The organism is Nocardioides alpinus, assembly GCF_900112035.1.
Classification (GTDB): domain Bacteria; phylum Actinomycetota; class Actinomycetes; order Propionibacteriales; family Nocardioidaceae; genus Nocardioides; species Nocardioides alpinus.
In genome coordinates this window covers 118006-132530 of the sequence record NZ_FOKC01000009.1, presented here as the reverse complement: position 1 = coordinate 132530, position 14525 = coordinate 118006, and the positions used below count along the sequence as shown (strand labels likewise).

Sequence of the window (14525 nt, the reverse complement as noted above, 5' to 3'; positions counted from 1 at the left end):
TTAACGCGAGTCCGGGCTCGCCGTGAGGTCGACATGCACCGGGCCCGCCGACGGGACCGCGCAGGTCGCACCCGACACCACGGCGGCCCGCTGCGCGCGGCGGCGAAGCAGGACGCCGGCGAGCATGGCGACACCGACGACCAGGGCGAACACCGTCCCCGCGAAGAGGAGGGTCGCCATGGTCGCAGCGGTTCCGACCGTCGCGAGTCCGAACAGGCCCAGCACCGGTGCGGCGCAGCAGACGGCGCATGCCGCTGCTCCGGCGCCGACGAGATGGCGGTCACGCAGGGTCATCAGAGGCTCCTGTCCGGATTGGTGCGGGTGGTGATCTGCACGAACGGCAACGGGCAACAATCACTGTTTGCGCAGACGGTGAGGTCGTCGCAACCGGCGTCCAGGGCCGTCCGGAGGTTCTCTCGGATGGTCTCCAGGTCCGCGATGCGTTCCTCGATCTCAGCGAGCTTCGCCTTCGCGTGCGCCTGCAGTCCCGCGTCGACGCGATTCCCGTGCCGGTGCCTGCCGAGCTCGAGCAAGTCGGCGACCTCGTCGAGGGTGAACCCGAGACGCTGTGCAGCCTTGATGATGCGCAGCACCGTGACAGCCTCGGGCGCGTACAGCCGGTGGCCTCCGGGGCTGCGTTCAGGCTCGGGAAGCAGGCCGCGGCGCTCGTAGTAGCGGAGGGTCTCGATGTTGACGCCTGCCGCCGCGGCGACCTGACCTCGACGCAGCCCAGCGGCCGCCTCCACGCGCGTGGTCATGACACCCTGCCCAGGATTCCGTCCGCACGAGTCACCAGGCCGTTCAGCACGTCGACGTACGACGCCGGCACCTGTACGTCGAAGGCCACCCGCCCTGCGTCCAGCGGGGCAACATCGAAGGTGAAGAACGAGCAACAAGCCGACTCGCGCTCCGCGAGCTGTCTGGTCTGCTCGGCGAGCTCGGCATCTCCCGACAGTTCCATTCGCACAGAGGTATTGCTGGTCCGCACGACGGACCGCAGAGCGGTGGCGAAGAGGTCGTCGAACTCGGCAAGCCGCAACGGCCGTTCTGAGGTGGGCAGCGTGCAGGCGGCCGAGTCGGCCCAGCTCAGCTCGCCCAATCCCATCGTTGACTTCGTCTCCATGGCACCACCGTAAGCCTGTACCCCGGTACAGCTTGCAAGCCTTCCAAGAGGATCGCCACCGAACGCTTCCGGGCGCGAACCGTTCGGTCCACGCCCGGAAGTGGGGCTGTCTCAGCAGGTCGACCGCGGACGGTTCATCAGCGGGTGACCCGGACCCGCTGACTGTCGGTCACGGAGCCGCCGGCGCCGGTCACCGTGGCCACGACCTTCACCTTGCCGATCTTGGCCTTGGTCGTCCTGAGCGCGACCCGACCTCCGGTCGAGCCGAGCGTCTTGCTGACCAATGTCCTGCCGTCCTTTACGAGCCTGATGGTGACCTTCTGGCCACCGGTGGCAGCGACGGCGACCCGGAGGCCACGGCGGGCCAGCACCTCCTTGGCGATGCTTGCTGCGGAGACCGTCGACACTGCCGGCTTGGCCGGGGTGGGCGTGGGGGTCGGCGTACCGGGCGTACCGGGCGTGCCGGGAGTGACGGGCGTCCCGGGCATGGTGCTGGGTGTGCGGCCGAGCAGGGTGGCGAACAGGTCGGTCTGGTCGATGACGCCGGTCACGTTCGCCGCCTGCGGGCCGGAGGCCGCCACCCGGATCTGGGCACCGGTGTGGTCGGATCCCACCGCGTTGGTGGAGTACGCGACCGTCATCGGGTCGCCGTCTGCAGTCTGCACCGTGGCGAGCTGCTTGCCGTCGTCGGCGCTCCCACCCACGATCTGGGTGGAGTGCGCGTGGTCGCCGGTGACGACCACAAGGGTGTCAGGATGCTTCTCCTGATAGGCCAAGGCGACCGCGACGGTCTCGTCGAGCTCCTTGAGGTCACCAATGGCGCCGCAGATGTCCGAGGCGTGCTCCTGCTTGTCGATCATCGCGCTCTCGGCCTGCAGGAAGAACCCGTTGGGGTTGTCGAGGAGCTCGATCGACTTCGTCATCATGGCCGACAGGTCTGGCTGATTGCCGCGATCTGCTGGCGTGCACTTCGTGCTGGGGCCACCAGCGCCGACGGCGGTCGCGACCAGCGGCTGGTACATAGGCGTCAGGTTGCCGTTGGCGAACAGGCCCAGGACGGGCCCATCGGCCAGTGAGGTCACCGAGGTGAGGCCGGGCGCGTCGCTCACCAGCCGGTACTTGTGGGTCGTCTGCGCGTAGGCCAGCACCGAGGAGCCGGCGTCGGTTGCCTGGGCGTAGCGCGACGCTCCGCCGCCCATCAGCACGTCAACCTTGTTGTCGACCAGCTGCTCGGCGACAGAGCCCTTGCCCCCGTTGACCTTACGGGCCTCGGCGCAGTTGGTCATGTCGGTCGGGCCCTGGCAGGCGCGGGCGTTGATGTGTGAGGCAGCGGCCGCGGGCGTTGCGTCCGTGATCTCGGACGTCGTGATGTTGCCAACGAGCTTGCCCTGCTTCTTGTACTTCTCCAGAACCGTCTCGTAGTCCTCGCCGGGCACGTTGCTGGCGGTGCTGGGCCCCTGTGAGAGACGACCGTCGACCGTCTTCTTGCCGGTGGACCAGCCGCTCGCGGTCGGCGCGGAGTCCGAGACGTAGGCGATCGGGTAGTCCGGACCCGAGCCCACCTTGAGGCCGTAGGTGGTCATGGCACCGGTGAAGGGCAACGCGTCCAGCGCGGGGAATCGGCCACCGGCGCCGTATTCGTAGTTGCGGGCGGCGGTGATCATGGAGTCATCCATGCCGTCACCGATGATCAGGATGACATTGCGCGGCTTGGCCGGGTTGATCTGCTTGGCCAGCTCAGCGGAACGGTCCTGGGTGAACCCGTTGGGAGTAGGAGCGGGGATGGCTGCCGTGGCAGCGATGGAGCCGACGGTGATCAGGCCAGCGAGGGCCGCCACCGTGGTGACGACGCGCTTGTTGCGGGGCACGAATGGTCCTTTCGGGGTCGTTTGACTCCCGCACCCTCATGGCTGGAAGTGTCCAATTGGCAGGCGAAAAGAGACCGGCATACGTCCTACCGATGGCGGCTCGAGGTCAACCTTCCACGTACGGGGCGCAAGATGCCCTCTGACGACTCGATGTCGACCCCGCCGGATGCAGTCCGGCGCGCCTCCAAGGTGCCTGTGACCAGCGACGCGTCGGGGTAGACGACCGAACCAGGCGCACCGAGTCGCGACGTCGTCCAGAGACGATCCGTGAAGTCCACGCGGCCGCGGAACTGGTGGTTCTCGAAGACCAGTCGCTTGGCAGTGGCTTGACCGAGGAGGTACGACGCTTCGCCTCGGTAGAACAATGACCCGTGAGCGACCTGGAGGATGCCGTCGCGGAGGTTGACCGTCTGGTCGTGGACCTCGCCGCAGAGATAGACGTCGACTCCGCCCTTCACCATGGTCCTCCACAGGGCCGAGTCCGTGCCGCCCTGATACGTCAGCTGGCTGGAGTTGCGGTATCGCACTGGCCCGGCGATCGGGGTGTGTCCCTGGACCATGACCCACGGCACAGCTTCCCTGCGCGCCCTGCGCAACACCTCCTGCAGCCACTTCAGCTGGGCCCGGTCGACACGCGCCCGGACCTCTCCGTGACGCCGCGTGAAGGGGTCGATGGTCACGAGGAGGACATTCGCGTCCAGCCGCACGGCGTACGCCGTGTCCCTGGCCTGGCCGCTACTCGGACGGTCCACGAAGCGCCGCTCGCCGTCAGGCTTCCTGAGCAGCTCGCTCGCGAACAGCTGCTTGAACGCAGGCACATGCTTCCGCTTGAACCGGATCCAGGCATCACCTCGCTTGGTCCACGGGTTGTCGCCGATCTCGTGGTCGCCCAAGGCCGGGTACGGCGTCAGCCCCTGCTCGGTCAGCCGCCGGGACCATGCCGGGTAATAGACGGCGGCAGCCTCCTGAGCAGCGGCCATCCGCTGCGAGTCGGTGCGGACCGGTCCAAAGACTCCGGCTCCCGAGTCGTCCCGGCCCCAGCGGCCCTCCATCAGATCACCCGCGACAAGCAGGTCGGTGGCTCCGTGCGACCCGACCTCCGAGAGAACCTGGTCTAGGGCCCGTTCATAGGCGGGATTGGTCGAGTTCGCCACCGTGCCCGTGTCGGGATCGGTGTGCTGCTCCCGACCGCCGGCGGTCAGGTCGGCGACGTCCTGGTTGAGGAAGTCCGGCGCCGAGACGAAGCGGTAGGCGCCCGACAACACGGGCGCTGCGGCGACCGCGGGGCGAGACTTTGGACCCTCGTCCTTGCCGGTCGTGATGGGACCGTCCTCACCGTGTTGCTGGTGATCAGCGATCCGCGGGGGGAGGTCGGTGTCATGGGACGCCCGTGTCGGCACTGAGATCACGGTCGCTGCGGGGACCGCGCTGGAGGGCATGGGACCAGCGAGCGTCGCCGGTGCGACGCACACCAGCAACGCCACACCGTGTCTCCAACTCACAGTCCCACCGTAAGGGGGGCCATCGAGCGGCAGACCGTGCGGTTGCGCGGGTCGCAGAGAGGCCCTACCCGGCATCTTCGCCAGTTGTGGGTGAAAAACGGACACTCCGTGCGCACGCGTTGGGGCACCATGGATGGGTGTCGAGGGCCAGGCGGAGATATGCGGGATGGGTCCTGCTTGCCGCGGCGGTGCTCATGTCCACCGCCTTGGCGAGCATTCCAGAACAGACGGCGGCAAGTAGCGCTGCCGCGACGTCGACCACCATCGTGATCAACAAGGGCGGAACGCGGCAGGGCTTCAGCCCTGCAGCAAGCACGATGAGCCAGGACGGCTGGCTGACCATCGTGAACCTCGATGACTTCAACCACACCGTCACATCAGTCGCAGTCGACGCCGCCGGAAGGCCGCTGTTCGATGTGTTGGTGCGCACTGGGGCGACCGTCACCGTCAAGATCGCTGCAGGCTTGGCGGCGGGCCAGTACCCGTTCTTCTGCCGGTTCCACCCCAACATGCGCGGGACGCTGACGGTCACGGGGGCCGAGCCCGGGGAGGAGCCTGCTGCGCCCAGCTTCGACCAGCCGCTCGTCATACCCAAGGTCATCACAGCGGCGAATCCGAGGGTGATCGCTCAGAAGCGAGCCGTCCGGGTCCTCCCCACCGGCCGGCAGACCCCCATGTGGACGTACGGCGGCTCGTGGCCAGGGCCTACGATCCGCCGGCCCACGGGTGAGCGCACCCGCGTCACAATCGTCAACAGATTGCCCAGGAGGGCGGGGCCTACGTCCGTCCACCTGCACGGTGACCACCACGCGTCCAAGGACGACGGACAGCCCACGAAGTTCCCCGTGCGCCCGGGTCAGGCGCGGACCTACGACTTCCCGCTGAGGTACGACTCCAAGCCGGAGCCGAGCTCGTTCTTCTTCTACCACGACCATCGGATGGACCGGACGTCACTCAACAACTGGCGCGGCCTCCAGGGCATGTTCATCGTCGACGATCCGTCTGAGGGCGACCTGCGGCTTCCCACGGGCAGACGGGATGTGCCGTTGCTTATCGCCGACCGCAGCTTCCGCTACGACAATTCGCTGGTGGAACCTCAGGAGCCCACACGCGTGCAAAGCCACGGGACCGGCCACGAGCAGATGGCCTTCACCGGACCGAATGCCCCGCCGAACGATGCGACCGTGGGCACCCATGTGCTCGCCAACGGAAGGTATGCCCCGTACCTGAACGTCAAAGCCGTCCGGTACCGCATCCGTTTGCTCAACGGTTCGAACTTCACGTCGTACAACTTCGCGCTGTCCAACGGGCGCCCGTTCGTGCAGATCGGCACAGGAAACGGTCTGCTCCGGCAGCCGGTCGTCCGGCAGGACATCCTGCTCGGCCCTTCGCAGCGAGCGGACGTCATCGTCGACTTCCACGGCCTCACTGGCCAGGACGTCATCCTGAAGTCGGTGCCCCGCACGGACGTGGCGCCTGACGAGGGCACGGGAACCCGGGTCGCGTCGATCATGCAGTTCCGGGTCGGCGAGAAGGCCAAGGACTCATCCCGACTACCCCAGGTCCTGCCGTCCCCCAAGCGGGTGAAGGCCCCGAAGGTCGTCTCGAAGACGTGGCGCTTCGACCTCGGCGGCTCGGTCGAGGAGGGAACGTTCTGGGGGATCAACGACCAGACGTTCGATCCCGCTCGGGTCGACCACGAAGTTCAGCTGGGCGACACCGAAGCCTGGCGCCTGCGCAACGACAGCGACCTCACCCACTACGTCCACATCCACGCCGAGCAGTGGCGCACCGTCAGCCGCAACGGAGGCCGGCCGCTGCCGTGGGAGCGCGGCCTCGAGGATGTCTGGAAACTAGACCCCGGAGAAGACGTCGTCGTGGCCGCTCGGTTCGAGGACTACACCGGCCCGTTCATGGTGCACTGCCACATGCTCGACCACGAGGACCACGGCATGATGGCGACCTTCGAGGTCTCCACCAGGCGCTGATCGGGGTGGCAGAGACAACTCGGAGAACTCGAACGCACGGCGGCCACCCTCGGTGATGCGACCTACCCTGAGGTAGTCGATGTCGGTGACGAGCACCAATCCAGGCTCAACCTGACACCGAACACTCCATGACCTGGGACGTTCACTGAAGGGCTTCACTCATGCGCAGGACCGCGATCGCGATCGGCGTCGGACTCGTCCTCGCCGTCTCGGGCGGGATTGGTATCGCCACTACGTCCGGCGAACCGACAGAACGGCCGGGTCCAGCCGTCGCTCGCGTTGTGCCGGACTCCGGACAGGGCCTCGGGGCCACCATCATCTCGCTCCAGGACACGCTGCGGCGGGTGCCGAAGGATCACGTGTCCTGGGCAAACCTCGCGGTGGCCTATGTCGAGCAGGCTCGGGTGACCGGATTGGCGTCGTACTACGACAAGGCCGACGAGGCCGCCTCGCGGTCCTTCACCATCGAGCCCGACGAGAACTTCATTGCGCTGGCTGCGCGCGCGGCCATCGAGTCGGCTAGACACAACTTCGTTGAGGCTCTCGCGAGCGCCGAGGAGGCGCTGGCCATCAACGCGTTCGACGTGGGCAGCCTCGCCATCCGCGTTGACACGCTCACCGAGCTCGGCAGGTACGACGACCAGCTGCAGGCGCTGCGGACCGCCGACCGACGCCAACCGAGCACCGCGATCGCGGCGCGCTTCGCCTACGCCTACGAGCTTCGTGGAGACCTCGACCGCGCAGGGGACGTCCTGCGCGATGCAGCGGCCAACGGTGGCGGGGCGGAGCGTGCCTACCTGCTGACCCTGCGCGCCGACGTCCTTCGCAAGCAGGGCCGCCTCAAGGCTGCCGGGCGTGACCTGGAGATCGCGCAGCAGGCGGCGCCGGACCGCCTGCTGGCACTTGTCTCCACCGCGCGCCTTCAAACGGCGCGCGGAGACCTCGAGGGTGCGGTCAAGACCTGGCAAGACGTCACCGCCCGGCAGCCGCTGCCTGAGTACCTCACCGAGCTCGGTGAGCTCTTGGATCACCTGGGGCGGACCGCGGAGGCGGAGGCGCAGTACGACGTCGTCCGGACAACGATCGAGCTGCTCGACGCCAACGGCGTCAAGAGTGATCTGGAGACCGCCATCTTCGAGGCCGATCACGGATCAACCCGACAAGCACTCGAACAGGCCCAGGTGGAGTGGTCGCGACGCACGAGCGTCCACGTCGCTGACGCGTACGCCTGGGCGTTGCACCGCGTCGGCCGTGACGCGAAGGCGCTCGAGATCGCGCGCGCCGCGACGCGCCTGGGTACGCCCGAAGCCAGGTTCTGGATCCACCGCGGCACCATCGAGGCCGCTCTCGGGATGACTGACGCCGCGCGTACCCACCTGCAACGAGGCCTCGCTACTGACCCCGGCATGTCGCCGTGGCAGCGTGATCAGGCCCTTGCCACGCTTTCGCGCCTCCGCGGCGGCGGCTGAGGTCTACCAGGCCCGCTCGAGGCACTCCTTCGTCGGCGACGACTCCACTTGGAGCGTGGCGTGCTCCACGCGGTGCTCCTCGCGCAGGACCTTTTGAGCCGACGCCAGGACTGCTTGGGGATCGGCCGCAGCGGTCAGCACCAGGTGTGCTGTGGCGACGTTCATCCCAGAGGTCAGGGTCCAGGCGTGGAGGTCGTGGACATCTGCGACACCGTCGATCGCAGTGAGATCGGCGACCACCTGATCGACCACCATCCCTTCCGGGACGTGCTGCCCGAGCACGGCCAGGACTTGCCGTCCCAGCATGACCGCTCGCACCGCGACAAAGATCCCAATGGCAAGGGCGACAACGGTGTCCCACCAGGAGTCGCCGGTGAGTACGACGAGAACTCCCGCGGCGATGACGCCGACGCTGCCGGCGGCATCGGCCACGACCTCGTAGTAGGCGCCCTTGACGTTGAGCGAGTCCTCCGCGCCGCCGCGCAGCAGGAAGATGGAGACGACGTTGATGAGCAGGCCGATCCCTCCGACGATCAACATCGGGCCGGCTGCCACGTCTCCCTCGCCACCGCGTCGGGCGATGGCCTCGACGATGACGTACGCAGAGACCCCGAGCATGATGAGCACGGTGAAGCCAGAGGCGAAGATCTCGGCTCGGTAGGAGCCGTACGTGCGTCGCCCCGTGGAGTCAGGGCGGCTGGCGATCTTGGTCGCGACGAGCGCTGCGCCGAGGGCGACGACGTCGGCCGCCATGTGACCGGCGTCCGAGATGAGGGCCAGCGACCCGGAGAGGATGCCGACTATCAGCTCGACTCCGAAGAATGCCGCGACCATGACGAAGGCGGCGACCAGCCGCCACCGGTGGGTCGACCCTGCGTGGCTGGTGCCATGTCCGTGTCCAGTGCCCATCAGTGATCCCTTCCTTGGCGCTCGTCGCTGTGGAGCTGGTGCACCACTGCTACCTGATCCGGTTGATTCGCATGCTCGGCGTGGAACAGCGCCTCGTCCAGAAGTCGGTGTACGTGCTCGTCCGCGGCCGTGTAGTAGGCGAAGGTCCCCTCCCTGCGCACGTGCACCAGGCCCGCCAATCGCAGCTTGGCCAAGTGTTGGCTCACCGCTGACGAACTGGCACCGACCTGCTCTGCCAGGTTGTTGACCGAGGATTCACCGTGCAGCAGCGCCCAAAGGATCTTGATCCGCTTGCGATCTGCCAGCATCCGGAACGCCTCGACCGCGAGATCGACTTGGTCGTCGGTGGGCATCTCCATCTGCTGCTCCTGGGGGGCCATGCCCCGACTATATCTGCATGTTCACGCAGATACGCAACTATCAAGTCGGCGATCCTGTGATCGTCTCCGTGGTTTCATACTATGCCGCTTAGTAGATAGGGTCTGCGGCGGATCGCTCGCAGCCCATGTCGCCTGCGACGCGCAGGAGAAAGGGGAACGGTGTGGCGCGCAAGAAGCCGAGGCACAAGCACATCCGACCGCGAGGCCGTCGCGTGCCTCGTGCGGGCTTCATCGCTGCGCCTCTGGCGTTGCTGGCGACGGGAACTGCCGTCGCGATCGGCGTGCAGGGCGCCGAGGTCGCCCCGCCCGCGACCTCTGCGAACAACGTGTCCAGCGCGACCGGCGTCGTGACTCGCGAACCCTTGGTGTCCCGCAACGGGCGGAGGGCGGCGCTCTCCGCCGATGTCCCATCGCGGCGGGCCACCGGGTCATCTAGGCCGACTCCGGTAGACAAGATCATGCGACGTCAATCGGTCGCGCGGGCAGTCAATGCCGCGACCGACACCCGGTGGACCACCACAGAGCTGAACATCTGGACCCGCCCCGACGAGCAGGCCCAGCGGCTCGGCGTGCTGGAGACGGCCGTCAAGGTACGCGTCACCGGGCGTGAATTTCGCGGTCGCCAGGAGATCGTGATCGAAGGAGGTGCCCGATGGGTGACTGCCGGCTACCTCAGTGCCGAGAAGCCGTCGCCCGAGCCCGGTCTGGGAGGGGAGTGCGCGAACGGCACCTCCGTCCCGGCTGGGGTGAGCCCCAACATCCGAGCGATCCACGCGGCCGTGTGCTCGAACTTCCCCGAGATTGCCACCTACGGGACCGTGCGCAGCGACGGCGAACACGCCCAAGGGATCGCCATGGACATCATGGTGGCGGGGGAGAGGGGCTGGGAGGTCGCGGAGTTCATCCGTCAGTACAGCTCGGCGCTCGGGGTGAGCTACCTGATCCACGCCCGGAACATCTGGTCCGTGCAGCGTTCGGGCGAGGGCTGGCGATCGATGGCGGACCGAGGCTCGGTGACGGCCAACCACTTCGATCACGTACACGTGACGACCTACTGACGGGCGGTCGCGGATGAGGGGTCAGCGCTCTTCGATGGTCACCGACTCCATGAACAGCCGCTCGGCGTACCCTTCGCCGCCCATTCCAACGCGGTCCAGAGCAGTCACCTCGGCGATGACGTCCATCCCGCTCAGCACGCGGCCGAAGGTGGTCTGGATCCGGTTGGCCTCGAAGCCGGAGTCGAAGCTCTTGCCGTACGCGATGTAGAAGTCACTTCCTGCGGTGTAGGGGCCTTCGCCGGCAGTCGTCACGGTTCCGATGGGATAGCCCTCGCGCTCGGCGAGGTCCAGTTCGTCGGGAAGCCGGTAGCCGATGTCCCACCCCACGGTGTTGTCGCCGCTGCCGCCCTGGATGGCGGTGATGCCACCGAAGTCGCGGAAGAACTCGAGCCCGTCGTAGAAGCCCTCCTGCGCGAGGAAGACGAACGAGTTCACCGCCACCGGCGCGTCCTGCTCCAACAGGTCGATGGTGATGGGGCCGCACGAGGTCTTGATCTTCGCGACGTAGTCCACGCCGTCCCGGAGGACTTGTGCGGGGCCGCCGGGGTAACGGGCGCGCGTGGCGCGGACGTTGGCGGGTGCCTTCGCGCCGCAAGCCACCGGCCGGTCATCGGCTGCCGGCTTGAGGCCGCTGTCCACCGGGGTACCGGGCGCGACCGTGTAGTCCTCGGCGATCGCCTCGCCGGCGTCCCTCGCCGCGTTGGCCGCGGTGGCCTGCGCCTCGCGGGCGGCCTCCTCAGGTATGAGCTCGACGGGCTCGTCCCGGGACTGCTCGACGCTGGGATCCGGTTCGTCGCGCGCCGTGAGGGCGAAGACAAGGCCCACGACGGCAAACATCGCGACAACTGCGAACAGGACGGTGAGGCGCAGGTTGCGATGCCGGCGGCTCTCCGCCAATCGCTCCTGCTCGCGCTCCCACTGCTCGCGCTCGAGCTTCTGACGTGCCTTCCGCTGCTTGTTGGCGCTCACTTCACTCCTCGGTCGGGTCGCCCGGTCACGTGGGCCAGGCGGCCTTCACCCGGTGGGGGTGCCGCACGCGCCAGCGTCAGACTATCGGGGCGAATGATGACCTTGTTGACGTTCCAAGGCTCAGGAAGCCTGCTGGACTCGAGGCACTTCGCTCGCGAGTGCTGCTGCGAGATCCGACGCCCGGCGAGAGCTCAGGAGCCAGTACGGCGTGGGATCGTCCGGATCGTCTATGGCGATCCGCACGCCGGTCGCGATGTAGGGACGTAGGAGCAGATGTGCGCGTGCACTTGCCTTCGGTCCCGCCTGTGATCGCATCTCGCTCGCATTCAATGCCGCGACAGGACCCAGGTGCCGTCGTTCGATCCGTGCCCGACCAGCATGGATCCACTGCGCGGTGACGATGATCTTGGGTGACCCGTAGGAGCGGAGAACAACGACCATGATAAGCGCGAGCATCGCCGTCACGATCCATGCGAGCCTCTCGGGAACGGCGACGATCATGGCCAACCAGAAGCTGCCGACCATGACGGACCACTGCACCCACCACCGGACGGGCACGCGCAGCCGCTCGAAGTAGAGCGGTTGGTCGCCGCCGGCGTCGGAAGGTGTGTCCCGGAAACGCAAAACTGCTCCTCGGTCGCTCGCGGTCGGCACGGTGCTGGTGACGTACGAGCGTGATGACCCGTGCATGAGTTAGATCTACTAAGCAAGATAGTATGTCCGTGATGGATGTCGCGCAGGAGGAGCACGAGCTCGGATCGGAAGAGGCCCTCCGGTCCCTCCCGAGCGACCCCCACGAGCGAGGCCGGCCGCGACCCTCGGAGGTGACGGCCTGGGGACGCTGGGCGTGGCGCCGCCTCACCTCGATGCGCACCGCCATCGTGCTGCTCGTACTCCTCGCCCTCACTGCCGTCCCTGGTTCCCTGTTGCCCCAGCGGGGGGTCGCCAGTGACCCGGCTGCGGTGGCGAACTTCTATCGCGCCAATCCCGATCTGGCCCCGTGGCTGGACCGCATGTCCCTGTTCAACGTCTACAGCGCACCGTGGTTTGCGGCTGTGTACGTGCTCCTCCTCGTGTCCATGACCGGCTGTGTGGTGCCCCGGTCGGCCCAGCTGTGGCGGGAGTACAGGGCCGCGCCGCCGCCGAGTCCGCGCCACCTGTCACGCGAGACCGGGCATCACCGTGGTCTCGTCGCGCGGCCGCACGATCCCCTCGCGGTCGCCGCCGCCCACCTTCGTGACCGGCGGTTCCTTGTGACCCGCACCAGCAACGAGGTGCGCGCCGAGAAGGGCCGCCTGCGGGAGCTCGGCAACCTTGCGTTCCACCTCTCGCTGTTGGTCCTCCTCTTCGGCATCGCCGGCGGCAAGCTGTTCGGTTACGAGGGGCGCGTTGCCCTGGTCGAGGGAACCACGTTCGCCAACGTCTCTTCTTCCTATGACGCCCTGACACCAGCACCGTGGGCCGATCTTGCCGGGTTGGAACCCCTGGAACTGACACTCAACGACTTCGCGGCGGAGTTCGAGACCGAGGGGGCCCGTTTCGGGGAGCCCCGCAAGTTCGAAGCGGCGGTCTCCTACGACAGCGCCGAGGAGGGCGACGGCTCGTTCACGATCCGCCCCAACCGACCCCTCGATATCAACGGCACCAAGTTCTTCCTGACAGGGCATGGCTACGCGCCGGAACTGACGGTGCGGGACGGCAACGGCGACGTCGCGGTCTCAGGACCGATCATCTTCCTGCCCGTCGACCCAGCATTCACCTCCGACGGCGTGGTGAAGGCGCCGGACGCACGCCCGACCTCCCTGGCGCTGCGCGGGTTGTTCCTCCCCACGGCGGTCGACGGTCCCGATGGCATGGGTGTCTCCGCCTATCCGGACCAGGTCAACCCGATCGTGCAGTTCATGGCCTACACCGGCGACCTTGGTCTCGACGACGGCACCGCCCAGTCGGTCTTCGAGCTCGACTTCACCGACCTTGATCAAGTGCTCGACGCAGACGGCAAGCCGTGGCGTGTCTCGCTCGCCCCCGGTCAGACCGTACGACTGCCGGACGGACTCGGGTCGGTGACCTTCGACGGAGTGTCACGCTTCGCGAACTTCCAGATCGCCCGAGACCCGGGCAAGGAGGTCTCGCTGGCCGCCGCGATCCTCCTGATGCTGGGACTCACGGCATCGCTCGCCATCCCTCGTCGGCGGATCTGGGTACGCCGCAACGACGACGGCACCGTCGAGCTCGCCGGACGGTCCCTGTCCCGCCGCCCTGTGCCGCCCGGCGAGCTGCACGATCTCGCGACAACCATCGGTCTGCCCCCGGCAGGTGCCGGTCAGAACAAGGAGGAAGAATGACGTCGTTCGACGCCGCGCGCTTGTCGGATGCTCTCGTGACATCTGCCCTGGGTGTCTTCTCGCTCGCCCTCGTCGTCTTCGCGCTGGCTGCAGCCCTGTCGCGCAGCAGGCCCGTCCCGGTTGCGGCGGTGTCCGGGGCCGCTGTCGTGCTTTCCTCGCCCGGCGGCGACGCGGGGCTGCGTCCCGCGCCCCACCGGGGCCTGGAGCAGGTGGGCCGCGCGGGAGCTGCCGTGTTGGTGCTCGGCACGATCCTGCTGTGCCTGGCCGTCGTCGCGCGAGGAGTCGCGGCGGGGCGGGCGCCGTGGGGAAACATGTACGAGTTCGGGCTGACCGGATCGGCCGCTGTTGCGGTGGCCTTCCTGGCCTACGGCCGTGGACGGCCCACAGGAGTTCTTGCGCCCTGGACGGTCACCCTCGTCCTGGTGCTGCTGGGCGTGTCCGTGACGTCGCTGTACACCCCCGTGGACGACTTGGTGCCCGTCCTGAACTCGCGCTGGCTCGTCGTCCACGTGGCAGCGGCGATCACCGCCGGGGCCCTGTTCACCGTCGGAGCGCTGGCGACCATCGCACACCTGGTGCGCCAGCGCGGAGGCGGCGACGAGGACGATCACTTCTCCGACCTCGCTCACACGGTGCACCTGGTGGCCTTCCCCGTCTGGACCTTCGCCGTCATCGCCGGCGCGGTGTGGGCCGAGAACGCCTGGGGGCGCTACTGGGGATGGGATCCCAAGGAGACATGGGCGTTCATCACCTGGGTCTTCTACGCCGCGCACCTGCACGCACTCTCGACCGTCGGATGGCGGCGGCGTGCTGGGTGGCTCGCGCTGGCCGGTTTCTTGGCCTTCGTCTTCAACTTCTTCGGGGTCAACTTGTGGATCCCCGGCCTTCATTCGTACGCAGGAGTGTGACGACAT

The 14525-nt window shown here is 67.6% G+C and carries 14 protein-coding genes; 5 read left to right on the top strand and 9 right to left on the bottom strand.

Features of this window, described 5'->3' with window-relative positions; genetic code table 11:
* The 5 genes from BM127_RS16910 to BM127_RS16890 all read right to left on the bottom strand — a co-directional run bounded on the left by BM127_RS16910 (position 1) and on the right by BM127_RS16890 (position 4145).
* Positions 1-294, bottom strand: coding sequence for a hypothetical protein (locus BM127_RS16910; RefSeq protein WP_091200398.1), 294 nt, complete (start codon positions 292-294; stop codon positions 1-3).
* Positions 294-758: a MerR family transcriptional regulator gene (locus tag BM127_RS16905; RefSeq protein WP_091200396.1), complete on the bottom strand. Its 465-nt coding sequence runs from the start codon at positions 756-758 to the stop codon at positions 294-296. The genes BM127_RS16910 and BM127_RS16905 overlap by 1 nt, the downstream gene beginning before the upstream one ends.
* A complete protein-coding gene (locus BM127_RS16900) occupies positions 755-1123 on the bottom strand; it encodes a hypothetical protein (RefSeq protein WP_231263366.1) in 369 nt (122 codons plus the stop codon). The genes BM127_RS16905 and BM127_RS16900 overlap by 4 nt, the downstream gene beginning before the upstream one ends.
* A 137-nt stretch (positions 1124-1260) precedes the next feature.
* A complete protein-coding gene (locus BM127_RS16895; RefSeq protein ID WP_091200394.1) occupies positions 1261-2991 on the bottom strand; it encodes an alkaline phosphatase in 1731 nt (576 codons plus the stop codon).
* Between the two features lie 86 nt (positions 2992-3077).
* Positions 3078-4145: a metallophosphoesterase family protein gene (locus BM127_RS16890; protein WP_157829559.1), complete on the bottom strand. Its 1068-nt coding sequence runs from the start codon at positions 4143-4145 to the stop codon at positions 3078-3080.
* Positions 4146-4687: 542 nt separating this feature from the next.
* Between BM127_RS16890 and BM127_RS16885 the strand changes: the two genes are divergently transcribed.
* On the top strand, positions 4688-6481 hold the full coding sequence (locus BM127_RS16885; RefSeq protein ID WP_139227767.1) for a multicopper oxidase domain-containing protein: 1794 nt from the start codon (positions 4688-4690) through the stop codon (positions 6479-6481).
* A 161-nt stretch (positions 6482-6642) separates the two neighbouring features.
* Positions 6643-7950: a tetratricopeptide repeat protein gene (locus tag BM127_RS16880; RefSeq protein WP_091200389.1), complete on the top strand. Its 1308-nt coding sequence runs from the start codon at positions 6643-6645 to the stop codon at positions 7948-7950.
* 3 nt (positions 7951-7953) lie between these two features.
* Here BM127_RS16880 and BM127_RS16875 read toward each other — a convergent pair whose 3' ends face one another.
* Together BM127_RS16875 and BM127_RS16870 are read right to left on the bottom strand one after the other, a co-directional pair.
* Positions 7954-8859 carry a cation diffusion facilitator family transporter gene (locus BM127_RS16875; RefSeq protein WP_091200387.1) on the bottom strand — a complete coding sequence of 302 codons (906 nt, stop codon included), beginning with the start codon at positions 8857-8859 and terminating at the stop codon, positions 7954-7956.
* Positions 8859-9239 carry an ArsR/SmtB family transcription factor gene (locus BM127_RS16870; protein ID WP_139227766.1) on the bottom strand — a complete coding sequence of 127 codons (381 nt, stop codon included), beginning with the start codon at positions 9237-9239 and terminating at the stop codon, positions 8859-8861. The genes BM127_RS16875 and BM127_RS16870 overlap by 1 nt, the downstream gene beginning before the upstream one ends.
* A 161-nt stretch (positions 9240-9400) precedes the next feature.
* Between BM127_RS16870 and BM127_RS16860 the strand changes: the two genes are divergently transcribed.
* The gene (locus tag BM127_RS16860; protein WP_139227765.1) at positions 9401-10297 is read left to right on the top strand and encodes a VldE C-terminal domain-containing protein; all 897 of its coding nucleotides are present in this window, start codon (positions 9401-9403) and stop codon (positions 10295-10297) included.
* A gap of 21 nt (positions 10298-10318) precedes the next feature.
* Here the strand turns inward: BM127_RS16860 and BM127_RS16855 are convergent, their stop codons facing one another.
* Entirely contained in the window at positions 10319-11266 is a 948-nt protein-coding gene (locus BM127_RS16855) for a peptidylprolyl isomerase (protein ID WP_091200382.1), read from the bottom strand.
* Between the two features lie 120 nt (positions 11267-11386).
* Positions 11387-11890, bottom strand: coding sequence for a DUF3093 domain-containing protein (locus tag BM127_RS16850; protein WP_157829560.1), 504 nt, complete (start codon positions 11888-11890; stop codon positions 11387-11389).
* A gap of 242 nt (positions 11891-12132) precedes the next feature.
* Here BM127_RS16850 and resB point away from each other — a divergent pair, with 242 nt between their 5' ends.
* Together resB and ccsA are read left to right on the top strand one after the other, a co-directional pair.
* Complete coding sequence (gene resB / locus BM127_RS16845) at positions 12133-13611, top strand: cytochrome c biogenesis protein ResB (protein WP_157829561.1); 1479 nt, start codon at positions 12133-12135, stop codon at positions 13609-13611.
* A 35-nt stretch (positions 13612-13646) separates the two neighbouring features.
* Positions 13647-14519, top strand: coding sequence for a cytochrome c biogenesis protein CcsA (gene ccsA / locus BM127_RS16840; protein ID WP_231263369.1), 873 nt, complete (start codon positions 13647-13649; stop codon positions 14517-14519).
* Positions 14520-14525 lie beyond the last annotated feature (6 nt).